Origin of the sequence: Campylobacter aviculae, assembly GCF_005406215.1 — a bacterium.
Lineage (GTDB): Bacteria > Campylobacterota > Campylobacteria > Campylobacterales > Campylobacteraceae > Campylobacter_D > Campylobacter_D aviculae.
In genome coordinates this window covers 73,176-91,552 of the sequence record NZ_NXMA01000008.1, presented here as the reverse complement: position 1 = coordinate 91,552, position 18,377 = coordinate 73,176, and the positions used below count along the sequence as shown (strand labels likewise).

15 protein-coding genes are annotated in these 18,377 nt (G+C 30.4%); all 15 read right to left on the bottom strand.

Annotation, left to right across the window (positions count from 1 at the left end; translation table 11 throughout):
* On the bottom strand, positions 1–1,018 hold a 1,018-nt coding region (locus CQA76_RS05620; protein WP_212741545.1), incomplete at its 3' end, for a cache domain-containing protein.
* Positions 1,019–1,078: 60 nt separating this feature from the next.
* Positions 1,079–3,592, bottom strand: a complete 2,514-nt coding sequence (locus CQA76_RS05615; protein ID WP_137622457.1) for a molybdopterin guanine dinucleotide-containing S/N-oxide reductase — start codon at positions 3,590–3,592, stop codon at positions 1,079–1,081.
* Between the two features lie 12 nt (positions 3,593–3,604).
* The gene (locus tag CQA76_RS05610; protein WP_137622456.1) at positions 3,605–4,180 is read right to left on the bottom strand and encodes a cytochrome c3 family protein; all 576 of its coding nucleotides are present in this window, start codon (positions 4,178–4,180) and stop codon (positions 3,605–3,607) included.
* A gap of 135 nt (positions 4,181–4,315) precedes the next feature.
* Positions 4,316–6,676, bottom strand: coding sequence for a tetratricopeptide repeat protein (locus CQA76_RS05605; RefSeq protein WP_137622455.1), 2,361 nt, complete (start codon positions 6,674–6,676; stop codon positions 4,316–4,318).
* Between the two features lie 12 nt (positions 6,677–6,688).
* Positions 6,689–8,059, bottom strand: coding sequence for an NADH-quinone oxidoreductase subunit N (locus CQA76_RS05600; protein ID WP_137622454.1), 1,371 nt, complete (start codon positions 8,057–8,059; stop codon positions 6,689–6,691).
* On the bottom strand, positions 8,049–9,539 hold the full coding sequence (locus tag CQA76_RS05595; RefSeq protein WP_137622453.1) for an NADH-quinone oxidoreductase subunit M: 1,491 nt from the start codon (positions 9,537–9,539) through the stop codon (positions 8,049–8,051). Before CQA76_RS05595 ends, CQA76_RS05600 begins: the two co-directional genes overlap by 11 nt.
* A gap of 1 nt (position 9,540) precedes the next feature.
* Positions 9,541–11,331 carry an NADH-quinone oxidoreductase subunit L gene (gene nuoL / locus CQA76_RS05590; RefSeq protein ID WP_137622452.1) on the bottom strand — a complete coding sequence of 597 codons (1,791 nt, stop codon included), beginning with the start codon at positions 11,329–11,331 and terminating at the stop codon, positions 9,541–9,543.
* A gap of 1 nt (position 11,332) precedes the next feature.
* On the bottom strand, positions 11,333–11,626 hold the full coding sequence (gene nuoK, locus CQA76_RS05585; RefSeq protein ID WP_137622451.1) for an NADH-quinone oxidoreductase subunit NuoK: 294 nt from the start codon (positions 11,624–11,626) through the stop codon (positions 11,333–11,335).
* Positions 11,623–12,141: an NADH-quinone oxidoreductase subunit J gene (locus CQA76_RS05580; RefSeq protein WP_137622450.1), complete on the bottom strand. Its 519-nt coding sequence runs from the start codon at positions 12,139–12,141 to the stop codon at positions 11,623–11,625. Before CQA76_RS05580 ends, nuoK begins: the two co-directional genes overlap by 4 nt.
* Positions 12,138–12,779, bottom strand: a complete 642-nt coding sequence (nuoI, locus tag CQA76_RS05575) for an NADH-quinone oxidoreductase subunit NuoI (protein WP_137622449.1) — start codon at positions 12,777–12,779, stop codon at positions 12,138–12,140. The genes CQA76_RS05580 and nuoI overlap by 4 nt, the downstream gene beginning before the upstream one ends.
* Positions 12,780–12,787: 8 nt before the next feature.
* Entirely contained in the window at positions 12,788–13,786 is a 999-nt protein-coding gene (gene nuoH / locus CQA76_RS05570; protein ID WP_137622448.1) for an NADH-quinone oxidoreductase subunit NuoH, read from the bottom strand.
* On the bottom strand, positions 13,779–16,241 hold the full coding sequence (locus tag CQA76_RS05565) for an NADH-quinone oxidoreductase subunit G (RefSeq protein WP_137622447.1): 2,463 nt from the start codon (positions 16,239–16,241) through the stop codon (positions 13,779–13,781). The genes nuoH and CQA76_RS05565 overlap by 8 nt, the downstream gene beginning before the upstream one ends.
* A complete protein-coding gene (locus tag CQA76_RS05560; protein WP_137622446.1) occupies positions 16,238–16,930 on the bottom strand; it encodes a hypothetical protein in 693 nt (230 codons plus the stop codon). Before CQA76_RS05560 ends, CQA76_RS05565 begins: the two co-directional genes overlap by 4 nt.
* A complete protein-coding gene (locus tag CQA76_RS05555) occupies positions 16,927–17,154 on the bottom strand; it encodes an NADH-ubiquinone oxidoreductase subunit E family protein (protein ID WP_137622445.1) in 228 nt (75 codons plus the stop codon). Before CQA76_RS05555 ends, CQA76_RS05560 begins: the two co-directional genes overlap by 4 nt.
* Entirely contained in the window at positions 17,151–18,377 is a 1,227-nt protein-coding gene (nuoD, locus tag CQA76_RS05550; RefSeq protein WP_137622444.1) for an NADH dehydrogenase (quinone) subunit D, read from the bottom strand. Before nuoD ends, CQA76_RS05555 begins: the two co-directional genes overlap by 4 nt.

The following is an 18,377-nucleotide window of genomic DNA, read 5'->3' as shown; positions in this document are numbered from 1 at the left end:
TTTTATGATTGATGAAATCAAAGAATGAGTTAAGACCACTTTGGATGGTGGTGAGTGGGGAGAGACCTCTTGAGATTAAGATTCTGATTAGGATGAGGGTAATCGCTAAAGCTATAATGCCCACTATAATTTGACTGTAGAAAATTTTATCAATAATGCTATCATAAGTTTTTTTATTGACAACGCTACAAATTCTATATATAGGATTTATGCTTGACGGATTGCACATAATAGCTTGAGTTTCACCCTTATCATTATCTGCAAAAAATAAAGTATCTCTTACATTTGGATCTAACAACTTTGAATCTTGGGCTAAAGTTTTTTGAATGTTAATACTTAAAGTATTTTTTGTTAAAAGTTTTGTTTGATCTTCATTAAATGCTATGTTTCCATCTACATCATAAACACTAGCATAAGAATGTGCAGATTTGCCACTAGCTAACACGTCATGTGAAAATTTTTCTACATTATAATCTGCTCCAACAACACCTATAAGCTTTCCATCTTTATACAAGGGAACAGCATAAGCTAAATTTATTTTCCCATCCGTAACAGATTTATAAGGTCTTGTAACGATTAATTTTCCGGCTTGCTTTGCTTGTTTATACCAATTTGCATTTCTTGCATCATATCCTTTTGCAGAATCTAAAATTGTTCCATCAGACATGATAAGTTTTCCAGTATCTTCATAACCTATATAAACAGCATCAAATTCTGTAGAATGTTTTATAACTTCAAGCATAACTAAAATATCTGACATAGACATATTTGGATTGTCATTAAGATTTTTAGCCAAAACATCGATAATTCTTCTTTTCATTGAAGCGTAAGCATCAAAAGAAACTTTTACATCATCCATAGTTTTCAACTGGGTATCTTGCAATAATTCAAAAGCGGTTGATTTTGATTGCTGATAACTAACTATAGTGGTTATTGCCAAAACTAAAAGAATAAAAAAACCAACAATTAAGGTTAATTTTGTAGAAACCTTAAAAGATTTTTTTGATTTATCTTGCATAAACTTACTCCTAAATAAAATTTAATTTTTATTGATTATAACAAAAAAATAAATAAAATATTATAAAATTTTTGGCTCCTTAAATGCAGTTATGGAAGGAATTTTTTGTGTAAATTTTTCAATACCGACAAGTCCTGTATGCGAAATATTTCCATTTGCAAGTTTTGAAGTTGGCATATCTATAGTTAATACATTTGCATTTCCGTATTTACAAAGCCCATTTTCATCCGGATCATACCAACCTCCTTCACAAAGTCTTACAACACCTTGCATGATATCCTTGCTAACAACAGCCCCTGCTAACACTTCACCGCGTTTGTTAAATACGCGGACTATATCGCCATTTTTAATTCCGAGCTTTTTAGCGTCTTTAGAATTTATAAGTATAGGTTCTCTATCTTTGACAGCATAGGTATCTCTTAAGCTTGTATGACAAAGCTGAGAATGTAAACGATTTCTTGGATGACTTGTTATCAAATGAAACGGTGTTTGCTCGTTTGCATTTCCAAGCCATTCAATCGGTTCAAACCAAGTAGGATGCGCTTTACAATCATCATAATTGTATTTTTTAATCGTTTCAGAATAAATTTCTATGAGTCCAGAATCAGTTCCTAAGGTATTTAAAATAGGATCTTCTATAAAATCCGTAAAACGAGTCCATTCTGAACTTTCCATAGAAGATTCAAAAGTAATCGGTTTATTTTTTGCCCAAAATTCTTCAAAACTTGGCATAGGTGTTGCAAAAGCTTCTCCAAAATTTTGAGTCTGCTTTAAAGCACTATTGTAATATTCTTTGATCAAATCTTTAGCTTTTTTGCCATTTTGAGTATAAGCATTAAAAACATCTTTTCCATACACTTTACAAATATCAGAAAAAATCACGTAATCATCTTTGCTTTCCGCAATAGGCTCAACAGCTTGTTTCATAGGAACTATATGCATATTAGAATAATCGCCTGTCATGGTGATATCATCTCTTTCATAAGATGAAGTTGTAGGCATAATGATATCTGCCATTTTTGCAGTTGGCGTCCAGTAAATTTCATTGACAACTATAGTTCTCGGTTTTCTCCAAGCTTTGACATTAGTATTAGTATCTTGATGATGAACAAGTGGATTTCCACCAACCCAATAAATAAAATCAATATCTGGATAAGTGATCTTGCTTCCATTATGATCTATAGTCTTACCTGGATTTAAAAGTGCATCAGCAATTCTAGCTACTGGAAAAGAATATTTTGCGGAATTTTGCAACCATTCAGCACCTTTGGCTGTTTGATTTGACTTCGCTAAACCCTTAAATTTACCATTTTTCCAAATCCCTAATTCTCCAGCACTTATACCGCCTATGACTCCGCCTTTGCAAGTTGGAACACCGCCATTACTATAATGATAGCTTAAACCAAAGCCACCCCCTTTAGTTCCGATTTGTCCAAGCATGCAGCATAAAGTAACAAGCATCCAATGAGGTTGTTCTCCATGATGTGCTCTTTGCATACCCCATCCACTCATTATCATAGTTGGATTATCATAAAAAATTTCTGCTAAATTTTTAATCGTTTTTTCATCTATGCCACAAATTTGACTCGCCCATTTAACATCTTTTTTTACCCCATCTTCTTGACCATCCAAATAAGCTTTAAATTGATCAAAACCGGTGGTATAATTTTGTAAAAATTCATAATTAACTTTTTTCTTAGCAATTAAATGACTTGCCATTCCCATCATTAAAGCTACATCGGTATTTGGACGCGGAGAGATCCATTTAGCATTTAAAAATTTAGCAGTCTCTGTTTTTACAGGATCAATGCAAATTACTTTAATTTTACTTTTTTGTAATTTTTCAAAATAAGCCAAACCTCTTTGATCAGTAGAAGTCCAAGCAATACGTAAGGTAGAAAGTGGATCAGCACCCCAAATCACAACATATTTAGAATGCTTTAAAATATTTTCCCAAGAGGTTTGCTGTTCATAAACCTCAATAGAACCTACCACATAAGGCATAATAATTTGCGATGCTCCAGTAGAATAATCTCCTGTAACCCCTACAAATCCACCTGTTACATTTAAAAATCTTTGGAGTAAGATACGAGAATTTTGCATATTTCCGCTAGATTTCCAACCATAACTTCCACCAAAAATTGCACTTGTGCCTTTCATATTTCTTGTTTTTTTAAGCTCTTTAGCAATAAGTTTTATAGCCTCGTCATAACTTACGCGAACAAATTCTTCTTTTCCGCGAAGTTCTGGTTTTGGATGATCTGGATTTTCAAGGTAGGATTTGCGGACATAAGGATATTTTACACGACATTTATAAATCATATCTGGAGTATAATGTTGTAAAGGATTGTCCATTTTTGTTATTTTTTCCCAAGGCTCACTTTTAACAACTTTGCCATTTTTGATAGTGAGTTTTAAAATTCCCCAATGTGCTGCTGTAATCACTTCTCCATTTTTCACAAACCCAAGACTCACTTTAGAGGCTTCAATATTTTTTCCCATAGCAAAAGATGGGATGAGTGGTAAAGCACTTAAAGTTGCACCGATTTTTAAAAATTTTCTTCTATCTAGCATAACAATTCCTTACTATTTTATTTTAAAATCTTTTGCATTTTTTTGCAAATATTCTATAATCAACCATTGATCCTTTTTATCAATACCAGTTCTATTAACCATAGATTTAAACACTGCTGGCCAAGCATTGGCACTGAATTCTTTTTCGGAATGCAAGGCATGACAAATTCCGCAATTATTAGAAAAAAGTTCTTTAGCACGACTTAACATTTTTTTATTATCTTTAAAAAAATCTTTTTTATCTGCCCAAATTTTAATACTTACCTTATCCCATTTTCCATTTTTTCCCTTTTTTATTTGAGAAAAATTTAATTTAATATTTTTAGAAAATGCCGCCACTATAATCCTTTGAGAGTTATTAAAATAAATCACAGAAGGAGATTTTGGATTGAGGTAACCATTGATTTTAACCAATACTTTTGCATTTTGTTCTTCTAAAATTTCAAAAGCATTTGTAGGAAGCAACCTTCCAACGACTTTGGTATCATTTTGGTGAAGGTATAAAGATATGATTTCATCACTATAGACGATATTTTTAGCCAATGAAAATGTCGCTAAAACAAATAAAGAAGTTAAAATTTTCTTCATTGCAGCTCCTTAATAAAAATTTAACAATACTGCATTTTATTATTAATATATTTAATATTTAATTAATAAATATGTTTTTCAACTGATGGCTTAAAAATCAATTTGTTAATGTTGAAGAATTAAATAATAGAATATTTATTTTACAATCTGATTTTTATCACGACATAAATTTTGCCAATTTGAAGGTTTGAGTTTCAAGCATTGTTCCAAGCTTTCTTTTTCAGCCTGGGTATTTTTCATTTTTTCATAGATTAAACTTTGAATATATAAAGCTCTTGCTCTATCCTCATCGGAGAGCTTTAATTTTAATAAATCAACCAACACCTCTAAAGATTTTTCATTTTGATTTGTTTTATCTAATGCATCTAGATAGATGAATTCAATATTTGGACTGTAAAGATTGATTCCTTTTAAATTTTGATAATCAATAGCTTTTGGAGCATAAGTTAAAATAGTTGTTTGCATTTTATGATCATCTGCGTAAGACACTAAAGTATCATAGGCTTCAACCATAGTAAAATTCATAGGAAAACTTTCCAAAATCTTTAAAATTTTCATAGCTTGATTGTATTCATTTGTTTTTAAATAAGATAAAAATTGCAAATAGTAAGCTTTAAAATTTTCCTCATCACTTTTTAATATTCTTGAGCTAGCTATATCTTTAGCAATTTTCAAAACCTGCTTGTATTGTTTATTATCATAAAGCATTGAAGCCTTTTGTAAACCATAAAATATAGGATCTTCATTATAATTTTTATCCGCATATTCAATAGCTTGTTCTAATTTAGAAGTTCTGATAAAACAATTTAGCATTTGTTTTTTATTCTCTATTTTTTGCCCTATTTCATAAGATTTAAATTGTATAAAAGTATTTACAGCATTGATACAATTGTCTGATTTTAAATCTTTATTTAAAATATCAATGGCCACATTTTCTAGTATCTTAGAAGCATTTTGCAGTTTTTTATCTTCAATTTGTTTTTTATACGCCAAAACCGCATTCAAATTTCCTTCTTTATAATAAAGCTCAATATCCTTTTCTAAAGCTTTATTAACTATATTTTCATCTTTTTGTGAGTATTCTTTCATTAACATTAAATAACGTTTGTGTAATAAAGTCGCATTACTATCATCCAAAGAAAAGGAAACTTCATCATTGGCTTTTTTAATTTCATCTGTGTATTTTCCATCATCTAAATATTTATTTAGATATAAATCCAAATATTTTTTAGCTTCATCTATTTTTTGAGTTTTAGATAGACTTAAAGCCAAACTTTTTAAAGTTTCTTCATAGTTTTTATCAATTTGTGTTATATTGTTTAAGATATTTTGATAAATATTCGCACTGATTTCATATTGTTTATTCTGATCAAAAAGTTTAGCAAGCTCTAAAGATCTAAACACATCCTTGCCAAAGTATTCTGGATTGGCTTTTAATATAGTATTTATATATTGTAAAGCCATGCTTATTCTGTTATTTAAAAGAAAATCTTTTGCCAAACTCATTGCAGCTCTTGCCGCTAAATCCAAGTTTTTAGTATTAAAATAGGTATTTTCATAAATATCTATAGCCCTTCCCCTTTCTCTTAAGCTATAAAGATAATCAGCATAATCAAGTTTTGCGAGTTGAGAAAAATAATTATTTGGTTCATTATTTAAAATAGACATCATATATTCTATATTAGAAGGCTGTGATAAAGCAATATAAGTTCTTAGCATAATATAAGAAACTTCAAAAAAATTTCTATCACTTGTAAAAGTGCGAGTCCAATTTTTAGCATCCAAAATCATTTTATCTAAAATTTTTCTATCTCTAACATTTGGATCTTGAGTATAAAGTTGGTTTTGGGCTCTAAGTTTATAAAGTATAAATTCACTCATAAAAATACTATTTCGATAACGTTGAATAGCATTGTCTGTATCAATTGCTACTTGTGCATAATTGCCCTTATCATATTCACTTTTAACACGCAAATATGTATTAATATCTGCACTTTGAGGGATGATAACTGGATTGGAATTTAAATCGAGTGCTCCAATATAAGGTAAGCTTTCATGGGGAAAATTGATATTAAAATTAATTCCATCATAATTTTTTGGTTGGATTAATTCCGGAGTAAAAACAAAAGTAAAATTTTTGCTTTTATGTGTATTTGATAAACTTAACTCTTTATCTATATATATATTTTGCGAAGAATCAAACATTTTTGCGTCTGTTTTAGGTAGAATAATCATTTTAATTTTTTGTGGGTTTTTGATAAACTTTAAATCAAAAGTAGAAAAACTTTGATCATTTAACTTATTATCTACAACACCAGCAATATCACACTCAAAATGCATTTTATCTTCAATAGTATTTTTTTGGCAAGTAAAATCTAAATCATTTTTAACATGTAAAACCGCGAAAGTTTGATTATTTTCGCGGCCTGTATTTAGAGTTAATTCAAAAGAAAAAAGAGTATAAACATTTAATAAAACTAAAAATATAATTCTCATAAAGTCATTATATTATATTTTAAATAACAAAAATAAAGCAAAAATGCTTATTAGAGTACAAAGAGCTAAAATAAAACTCTGTATAAAATTTAATTGGACACAAACTTTAGGTTCTGTCTTGATAAACAAAGCATGGATAACTATTTTTAAATAAGAATAAAGCATTAATACTGAGGCCAAAGCCATAAAAATAGCCAAATACCAATAATCAGTTGTAATCAAAGTCTTCAACACAATCACCTTTCCCCAAAATGCCCCAAATGGTGGAATTCCTGCGAGAGAAAGCACACAAAAGGTAAGTGATAGGGCAATTAAAGGTTTTTTTGTTAATAAAGCATTAAATTCATCAAACGAACTTGATTTAAATGTGCTAAGAATTAAAAAAACTCCGTAATTTGCAAAACTGAAAAAAGTCCAATAAATAAATATAGGATTTAAAATATCATCTTTTACACTAAGCAAAGGTATGCAAGCAGCTAAAACAAAACTAGAATGCACTACAGAGCTATAGGCAAACACTTTTTTTGCATCTTTTTGACTTAAAGCTGCAATAGCAGCAGCCAACATAGAAAATATTGCCAAGACACCGATAATACTTTCAAAATCCAAATAATTTAAAAATTCAAAAAGTCTTACAACAACAACAAACATTGCTATTTTTGGAACTACTGAAATAAAGGCTGCCAAATTTGAATGAGCTGCAAAATACACATCTTTTAACCAAAAATGAAAAGGAGCTAAAGAAAGTTTTATAGCACATAAAACAAAAATCATAACTCCCGCAGTTAAAATTAAAGGATCTTTTTCTAAAGCTAATTTTGAATCCAAATCTAAAGTTCCGGTTTTCATGTAAATTAAAGCTGATGCCATAACAAAAAATCCAGATCCTACTGCAGCAACACTGAAATATTTAATGGCACTAGAAACCGCATTGTTCGTTCCACGCATTGCTATCAGAGTATAAAGAGCAAGAGATGATGCCTCAAGTCCAATAAAAATTAAAATTAAATTCGAACTTGAAACCATAAGTAACAAGCTAGACACCATAAACATAAATAAGCTATAGAATTCACCCTTGTCCTCATCTTTTTGCATTAAAAGATATAAAAATGAAAAACACAAAATCACCAAAGAAGCGTAAAATGATACTATATCATTATTTAAAGTACCCAGAAACGCTTTTTTAAATCCTAGCCCTTGTTCGTCAACATTATTTAAGATTAAAAAAGTACTGACAATTAAAGACAAAGAACAAGTAGCTATATAAAAAGTTCTATGGAATTTCCAAAAAGCAGAACAAAGCAAAAGAACAATTGCAACAAGAATTAAAAATAAAAAAGGATAAGATAAAGAGATATTTAAATTGCCAATATTATCTAACATTATTTTCTCCTTTTATATAATTTAAAAAATCAGTAGTTTCTGTATTTATAGCTCTTATATTCATGATTTCAATAATAGAATTTGCATTTTTTTCTAAAGGCTCTAAGAAAATTTTAGGCATTATACCTAAACAAAAAATTAAAACCGCAACTAAAACAAGAGTTAAAGTCTCTCTAGTATGTAAAGAAAACCCTTCTATATACATTTCTTTTTGCATAAAAAACATTTTTCTAAATACTGCTAACATATAAATTGCTCCAAGTATGATGACTAGTCCTGCTAAAAGCGCATAAAGCAAACTCACTTTTGCTACCCCTAAAAGCACTAAAAATTCCCCAACAAAAGATATTGTAAGAGGCAAAGAGATACTAGCAAGTAAAATTAAGGTAAAGAAAATAGAAAATAATGGTGCTTTATATGCTAAAGAATGATAATAAGAAATTTCAAGAGTTTTATATTTTTTATATAAAAGCTCGGCCATTAAAAACAAACTTCCTGTAACTAAACCATGCGCAAACATGTAAAAAGTAGCTCCGGTAATTCCTAAAGTATTAAAAGAAAAAATTCCTAAAATCATCACCCCTATATGAGAAATGGAACTATAGGCGATTAACTCTTTTAAATTATTAGCACGATAAGCAATTAAAGCATTGTAAATTATACTTACAATACACAAAGCTGCGATCAAAGGCATAAAATACACGCTCGCATCTGGAAAAAGCGGTAAGCAAAAATGTAAAAAACCAAAAGGAGCCATTTTGAAAGCAACAAGCATCACAGAAACTAAAATAGGCGAATTTGCATAGACTTTTGGTGCCCAAGTATGAAATGGAAAAAGAGGAGATTTGATTGCAAAAGCAATAAAAAATGCTCCAAAAAGTAAAAGCTGCTCATTGAAACTAACAGCAGAAGCATTATTTTTCCAAATTTCTAAATCAAAAGTAAAAATATTTAAGAGTTTATAAGTTACATAAGCTTGATAAATTAAAGCTAGAAGCATTAAAATAGAACCAGCAAAAGCATAAATGAAAAATTTAATTCCTGCTCTATAATCTTTACCATAAACACCCATTATATAAAGCAAAGGTAAAAGAGAAAATTCCCAAAATATATAAAAAAGTAAGCCATCAAGAGATGAAAATAATCCCATAATAGCAAATTCTAAAAAGAATATACAAGAAACCATTGCTTTTTGTTCAATTTTCAAAAATAAAAAGCTTAAAAATATCATCAAAGAGCTTAAAAGCATTAAAGTTAAAGAAATGCTATTAACTCCTACATGATAAGTGAAAAAATTAGCTATCTTAAAAAAAAGCTGATATTCAAAATCAATCCCATTCAAAAAATCTAAAAAAATTTTAATATTCAAACCGAGTACAATTAAACTTGCTATAACACTGAAAACTTTTATACCACCTCGATTTAAAATAAGAATTACAAGACCGGCAACTAAAGGAAAAAAAATCAGACAATTTAGCATTTTACACCACCCATACTAAAATAAGTAAAATTACAAAACCAGCGACTAAAAATCTTAACATTAAATTTAAACTATTTGGCATAATCATTTTTTGAGAAATAAAATTGCAACAAAAAGAAATTTTTTCTATTATTGCATCCAAAATGAAAATATCACAATGCTTTAGCACAGCACATAAACTTTCATATTTAGCTACTATAAATTTATGATAAAAATGCGGTATAAAATAATCATTGCTTAAAAGTTTATGGATTTTATTCTCTTCAATACTTGCCTTAAACCAAGCATATTTATAAGCGAGAATTGCTAAAATCATTCCCAAAACTCCTGCAAGACTTGCACAAATAACAACAATTTGATTTTGAGCATCTATAAATACAAGTTTGGAACTAATATATTCAAAGAAATGATGTTCAAATAATCCTGCAATAATAGCCAAAATCATCAAAGGAGTCATAGCTAAAAGTGCTATTTTGCTTGCTTCATGCGGATGATCACTATGTCTTGCATCAGTAAAAAATACAAGCATTAAAAGTCTAAAACTATAAAAAGCTGTCATAAAGGCTGCAATTAAAAGCACTAAAAATATTCCGTGATGATGGGTAATAAAAGAATATCCTAAAATCAAATCTTTTGAGAAAAATCCTGCGAAAGGATAAATTCCTACCAAAGCTAAAGAACCTATAGTCATGAAAATAGCAGTTATTTTCAAAGATTTAAAAAGTCCGCCCATTTTTTTAATATCTAAATTATCATTCATAGCATGCATTACATTTCCAGCGCCTAAAAACAATAAAGATTTAAAGAAAGCGTGTGTTGCTAAATGAAATAAGGCTATACCATAAGCCCCAAGTCCTGCTGCTACAAACATGTATCCGAGTTGAGATAAGGTAGAATAAGCTATAATACGTTTTAAATCTCTTGCAACCAAAGCCATGGAAGCAGCAAATATAGCAACAAAAGCTCCAAGTATAGCTATAAAATAAGAAACTTCAGGAACTAAAGAATAAATTTCTCCCGCTCTAATCACCAAATAAACTCCAGCTGTAACCATAGTTGCAGCGTGGATTAAAGCTGAAACAGGAGTAGGTCCTGCCATTGCATCGGCAAGCCAGGTATGAAAAGGAAATTGTGCAGATTTTCCCATAGCCCCGATAAACAAACAACTTGCTATTAAAATTAAGGCGTTGTGATCTAAATTTTGAGCCATTGAAAAGACTTCATCGTATTTTAAAGTTCCAGCTTGAATATAAAGCCAAAAAATACCTAAAAGCATACCCAAGTCAGCAACTCTATTCATGATAAAAGCTTCATTAGCTGCAAAAGAATAAGTATTATTTTTATACCAAAAACCTATTAAAAGCCAAGAACAAAGTCCAACACCTTCCCAGCCTACAAAAAGACCTAAAAAATTATCACTCATTACTAAAAAAAGCATAGAGAATACAAAAAGTCCTAAATAAGCAAAAAATTTATTAAATCCTTCATCATGAGCCATATAAAATATACTATAAAAGTGGACACAAGTAGCTACAACGCCAACCACACTCATCATTGTAAGAGAAATAACATCTATATTAAAACCGAAATTTACTCCTACAAACCATTCAAACAAACTTAAATTAAAACTAGCATTGCTAAAAAGCAGATATAAAGAACAAAATGTTCCTATTCCTATAAGTATAGCACATATATAACCTACAAAAATTTTTCTTTGACTTAAAGCAAAACAACTTGCAAATAAAAAAGCTACAAAAGGACTAAAAAATGAAATTAAAGCTAAGCTTTGCATATCAAACCTCCTCTTTTAAACTTTTTAATTCTAAAGTGCCTTTTTTTCTATACCAAAGCACACATAAAGCAACCCCAACAGCTACCTCACAAGCTGCAACACCTATGACAAAAAGTGCAAAAACTTGACCATTTAAATCTTGATGCATTTTTGAAGCTGCTATTAAAGCTAAATTTGCGGCATTAAGTAAAATTTCACTCGAAATAAATAACATAATAAGATTTTGCCTTTTCAAAATTCCAACAAGCCCTATAACAAACATCAAAATAGCTATAAAAAAATATTTTTCTATCATTGTTTTTCCTTTACAAGTCCTTTATGAGTAAGGACGATGGCACAAATTAAAGCAATTAAAAGTAAAATAGCTATAAATTCAAATCCTAAAAGATATTTTGAGAAAACAACTAAAGCAAGTTGCTTATTATAATCATACAAAGCCGGATCGCTTAAAGGCAAATCTGTAGTTACGCTTTCATATTTAAACCCTAAGAGTGTAAATAAAAGAAGAATTGTGCTCAAAATAACTAAAATGAAAAAACTTTTTTTAGCTTTTATTTTTTCTTTAAATTCTTTAGAAGCATCAAAAAACATCATAGCAAAACTATATATTCCGAGTACAGCTCCACCATAAACAATAATTTGTATTGCACCCAAAAATTCTGCATCTAACAAGAAGTAAAAACCTGATAAAAATACCATTCCTCCAGCTAAAGCAGAGAGTGAATAAAGCATAGTTTTGCTTAAAACCGCTATTAAGAAAAATCCTAAAACTGCTACGCTAAAAAATACAAAGGCTAAAGTTTCTATCATTTGACTTCTCCTTGTGAATTTTGATCTTGTGTTTCTAAATTCTTATTTTGCAATACATCATAGTAATTAGGCGTTTTTTTAACCAATAAATCCGCATCTTTTCTAAGACTTCCTGCACCTTCAAATTCCACTTGATTTTTAAGTTTATCTATAGGCGTTAAAAAATCCTGCTTATAGCCAAAATAAGATCTTTGTTCGGCTGCATTTTCATACTCTAAACCATGAACTATAGCAAGCTCCGGACATACTTCAGCACAAAATCCACAATAAATACAACGTCCCAAATTGATACTATAATTGCCAACTTTTTTACGCCCATCTTCATCTAAAGAAGTTTCCATTCTTATACAATTACTGATGCAAATTTTTTCACAAAGTCCACAACCTATGCAACGTTCATTTTCACTTTCTATAAAACGCATAAGCCTATGTACGGCACGATAACGATTATCAAGCTGGAGTTTTTCTAGGGGATATTTTATAGTGGCACTATTGTTTCGCTTAAGCATTTCACGCATTACCACCCATAAACCCACGAAAAGTTCAAGTTTGATACTTCTTTTTAAAGCTTGTGAAATCTTTTGCCAAGCAGTAACAGGTGTTTTTCTGTTCTCATCAACCAAATAATAATTTTTCATTTAAACTCCTATAAAAGCACAGCTAAAGCAGTAATTAAAAGATTTAAAACCGCTAAAGGAATTAAAATTAAATAGCACATTCTCATTACCTGATCAGGACGTAACTGAGGAAAAGCAGCTCTAGCCCAAAAATACCAAAAGAAAATAAAAACTGATTTTAATATCATCATAATCCAACCAGGAATAATCCAAAAGCTATTAAAACCTCCTAAAAATAGCAAAGAAATTAAAATAGCACCTGCTATCATACTAGCATATTCACCGATGAAAAACATACCCCAACGAAGTCCAGAATATTCCGTTCCATATCCAGCAACAATTTCTGCATCATTTTCAGTCAAACAAAGCGGAGTTCTATTTGTCTCAATAAAAAGAGCTATAACAAAAAGTATAAAAGCTAAAGGTTGTTTAAAAATCAACCAAGAAAAAAGCCCATCATTTTGATAATTATTGATATCTATCAAAGAAAAAGAACCCACAAGCATTACAATAGCCATTAACGCTAATGCTCCAACGCTTTCATAAGAAATGATCGCAACAAGTCCTCTTGCCGCACCCAAAATAGACCATTTATTATTACTTGAAAGCCCTCCTAAAAATATAGCATAAAAACAAAGTCCCGAAGTTCCTAGAATGAAAAGTAAGGCCACATTAATATCAGAAATTAAAGGCTGTATAGTATGTCCAAACAGCGTAAATTCAGGTAACATTGGAATGGCTGCTAAAGATACAAAAGCACAAATTGCCGCAAGAAGAGGCGCAATTGCAAATATAATTTTTTGCGAGTTAGAAGGAATAATATCTTCTTTTGTAAAAAGTTTAATCATATCTGCAACAAGTTGTATAAGCCCGAAAGGTCCCACCATATCAGGTCCTATACGACGTTGAAAATATGCTAAAACCTTCCTTTCAGCATAGGTTGCAAGTCCTGCTAATGTCGCAAAAAACGCGACTACTATAACACATTTTATCAAAGTTTCTAAGGCAAAAAAAGCAAAATCACTCATTGTTTGCTCCTATTTTCTGTATTTTTGCTAAAACAAATCTTTCATCAAAAAAACTTAAAGTATCAAGTTTTTCATCAAAATACGGTAAATAAGCTCCATTTTTTAAATCTTTATCTATACGCACACTCAAACTCAATTCTTTATCTTTTATACTGATCTTAACAAGATCTTTGTCTTTCAAACCTTTTTCATTAGCTAAATTTTCACTAATTCCAACAAATATAACCTCATTAATTGCACTTGCACGATTAGAAAATCTACCAAATTGATAACTAGGATTTGCACTATAAAGCAAAAATTCATTTTCTTTTGGTTCTAAGGCGCTAAAGCTTGGTGTCAAAAATTCTTTTTTTGCATTTTGTTTAAAACACTCTAAATTGAGTTGATAGCCCCTTTTACATTCTCCGCCATTGGTATAATAATTTTCCAAATTATCGAATTCAACAGGAGAAAAACCTTTGTCCATAGGAAGTCTTTTTGTGTAACCGATAGTATATTCTTGATCAAATCCTAAAGCATTAGCCAAATCATTTAAATAATATCCACCGAATTCTAAAGCAGCGTTTGTTGGAACTACTCTTTTATCGTAATTTAAAAATGTTCCTTCCTGTTGATTTAAACTAGAACTTGCCAGATTAGCGTGTTCTTCATAAGAAAATGTAAAATCTCCTCTTTCATTATAGCCTAAAGTTTTACCTTCCGCTTTATCAGTACTCAAATCACAAATCATTGCAACACCTAAAGTATTGGTATGTGTAGGATTTAAGAAAATTTTAAAAGGAGTGCTTGTTTGTATTAGTGCTAATAACTTAGCAAGTTTTTTAGCATTTTTATGGAAATAAAAATCACTGCCCACAATAAGAGTAAATTTAGATTTTTTAAGCAATAAATCTTCAAGCTTGTCTTCATCTAAACCTAAATTTTTGGCAAAAACAGAACGCTGCACCTCTATATTCTTTTTGATTTTTTTTGGAACAAGTTTTTTCACTTCTTTTTCAACTTCATTGCCTTCTTCATCTTTTTCTACAACTTTTTCAATCACTTCTTCATTGATACTTTCTTCAACTTCTTTATTTTCTTTAATAAAAAATTCAGACAAACTAGCTTTTATGCTTTCATCTGTAGTAAATTTTTGAAGCAAGAAATATAAAATTTGTTCTTCATCTCCACTTTTATGGATACATGAAAGAAAATTCTTAGAATATTTTTCAACACCCAAATCCCCTATAGGATGGAAATAAAGTCCTGCACCTTTATTCATCGCCAAAGAATTATTGACTTTATAACTTAAAGTCGGAGCATCATATCTTAATAAAGTCCCTAAAACCACTAAAAAATCACTCTTAGTGATATCATCGCTTACAGCATTATATATTTCCCCTGAATTTTCTATAAATTCATTAAGAAATTCTTTGAATTTTAAAGCCTCTTCGTTGATGAGATTGAGATCAAATTTCTTTTTAAGATTTTGCAAAATTAACGCTTCTTCATTAGTGATAAAACTATTAAATTTTATATTTTTAATTTCATTTTTTTCAAAAAGTGCTACAAGTTCATTAAAAGCTTTTTCATCTTTAGTAGCTTCATTTTGTGTATCAAAACCAAACCTTGCGGCTTTATTTAAAGTTGCAAAAGCAAAATCATTACTCACGCGATAAATTTTAGGTTTTTGTTCACTAATCCCACTTTGTTTGATATCATAATACATAAGCTCGCAATCACTAGAATGCGGATTTGAAGCAGGAATTCTCTTAAGCTCCCAAGCATTAGAGGTATATTGGAATCTAGATCCAATCAAAGCTCCCGTTGGACATACACTTGTACATTCTCCACAAAAAGAACAATTTAGACTTTCACCATTGGATGGACCGATTAAACTTTTTTGAAATTTAGTCCAAATTGCATAAGCATCTTTTCCCATTGTTTCTTTAAAACCAGCATCTACGGTATCTCCTCCGCGTGGAACAGTTTTCAAAGCACTTTCGCCGATCTTATCCTTACAAACTGTAACACAACGTTCGCAAACTATACAAAGTGCAGGATCATAATTGATCATTCCCCAATGTTTATGTGGTTTATGAGTGTCTTTTATCCAATGCTTTTGCACATTTACTCTAGATTTATGCGTGAAATTTTGAAGCTCACATTCTCCTGATTTATCACAAACTCCACATTCTAATGGGTGATTAATGCAATAAGTCTGCATGATCTCATTTCTCTCATCCCATAAATTTTGCAAATCACTCTCTACAACCATACCATCTTTTGCTTTGGTATTACAAGAATAAACTTTTTTACCATCGGCCTCTACCATACACATACGACACGCCAAAGTAGGACTACAGCCGCTTAAATAACAAATTGCAGGAATGAAAATATCATTTCTTCTTGCTACATTTAAGATATATTCGCCTTCTTCAAAGGCGCAATCTATACCATTTATTTTAATTGTCATTTTGCTTCCTTTATGCGAATTTGAGTAAAATCAAAGCCAAAATTTTCATAATTTAAAAAGCCTATAGTGCCTTGTAAATTTTCATCTAAACAAAGCGTAGTCTTAAGATTAAAATCTTTGGCTAAAATTTCTACCTCACTTTGATCTTTACATTTTGAAATTTGTAAAAATTGCTTTGAGCAATGTAAATTTTTATCCTCTAAATTAGCCTTAAAAAGCACTAAACCATCATAATTATCAAGTTCTTTTAAAGAATTTAATTTTGCGTCTTTAAAATCACAATCTTTTTCATTGCTATCTAAAATTTTAAGTTTATATTTCACGCTTAAAAAATTCAAAAAATACTTGATATTTTCGCTATCTTTATAAAAGCTGATATTTTCATCAATAATTAAATATTTGGCTTTTTCTAAAAATTCAAGTATATCGCTCGCCTCTTCTTCTCCCAAACAAGATTCTGCGCTTAAATATCCCTCATCTAACTCTTTAAAAGCATTTTCATCACTCATTTTACAAAGCAAAGCCAAAACGAAACTCAAACTTGCAATTTCACATTTATAAAACTTAGCTTTTAAAGACTTATCTTCTAAGCAAGAAATATTAATATTTTCCCCTTGAATCCGAGCACACAAATCTTTATTTTTAATGCTTAACATATCTAAAAAACAAAGTGCCTTTTCATAAATCATACACTTTCCTTTTTGATTACGATTGTCCAATCAACTTGATTAAATTTTAAAGAATTGAGAAGTTCGCATTTATTTTCTTTTACAAAAGAAAAACTTTTTTCTACGGCAGAAAAATCACCGATTTCAAAAAGAACTACTAATACTTCTCCAACTTTCGCCTCTTTAATCACTTGCGCTAAGTCCTCAAAGAGTGTTTTACTCTTTCTTAAATCTACTCTTCTCATCGATCAATCTCACCTAAAACTATATTTACATTACCCATGATTGCAACCACATCCGCTAAATACGTTCCCACTAACATTTCTTCAAAAAAGGAACAATGCCAATAGCTAGGAGTTCTAGCTTTTAAACGATAAGGTCTTCCACTTCCATCACTATGGATAAAAAACCCTAACTCACCTTTTGGACTTTCAGTAGGCACATAAACTTCACCTTTTGGAGGTTTTAAACCTTGAGTCACTAAAACAAAGTGTTGCATGAGTGAGTAATTTTGGGTCAAAATTTGCTCTTTTGAAGCACTTACATATTCTGGATGATTGGCTAAAATTTCTGGTGGCGTATCCTTATAAAGAGCTGCACACTGTCTTAAAATTTTAAGACTTTCTCTGAATTCTTGCATATAAACTTTATATCTTGCATAAGAATCGCCTTGAGTTGCATAAGGTACACCAAAATCCACTTCATTATACAGCAAATAAGGTTCTTCTTTGCGTATATCATAGCAAATTCCACTTCCTCTTAAAAGTACTCCACTACAACCCCAATTTAAAACTTGTTCTTTGGTTACCACACCAACATTTTCAGTTCTTAAACGCCAAATTCGGTTATCATCTAATAAAGCTTCATAATCAGCGATATCTTTAGGGAATTTATCACAAAAAGCTAAAAGTTCTTGCAAAAAGCCTTCAGGCAAATCAAGCATCACTCCGCCAATTCTCATAGAAGAATGTGTAAGCCTTGCCCCGCAATATTTTTCAATCAAATCTAAAACATATTCTCTTTCTCTAAAACAATATAAAAATACAGTCATAGCTCCGATATCAAGTGCGTGTGTTGCAAGCCAAAGTAAGTGCGATCCTATACGATTAAGTTCTAATAGTATCATACGAATAACTTGAGCACGTCGTGGAATTTCTAGGCCACATAATTTTTCAACTGCAGCACAATAAGCATAGTTATTTGAAGAAGCCGCAACATAATCCATTCTATCGGTTGTGGGAATAAATTCTTGATAGATCATATTTTCAGCCATTTTTTCCATACCACGATGCATATAACCTATAGTTGGACGTGCTTTAACGACTTGCTCACCATCAAGTTCTAAAACAAGACGCAAATTTCCGTGTGCTGAAGGGTGCTGAGGCCCTAAATTAATAATCATTTTTGAGTCTTCTTGCTCAAAAGCTATATTTTCATAATAAGGTTTTAACTTGCTAGGAATTTGCAT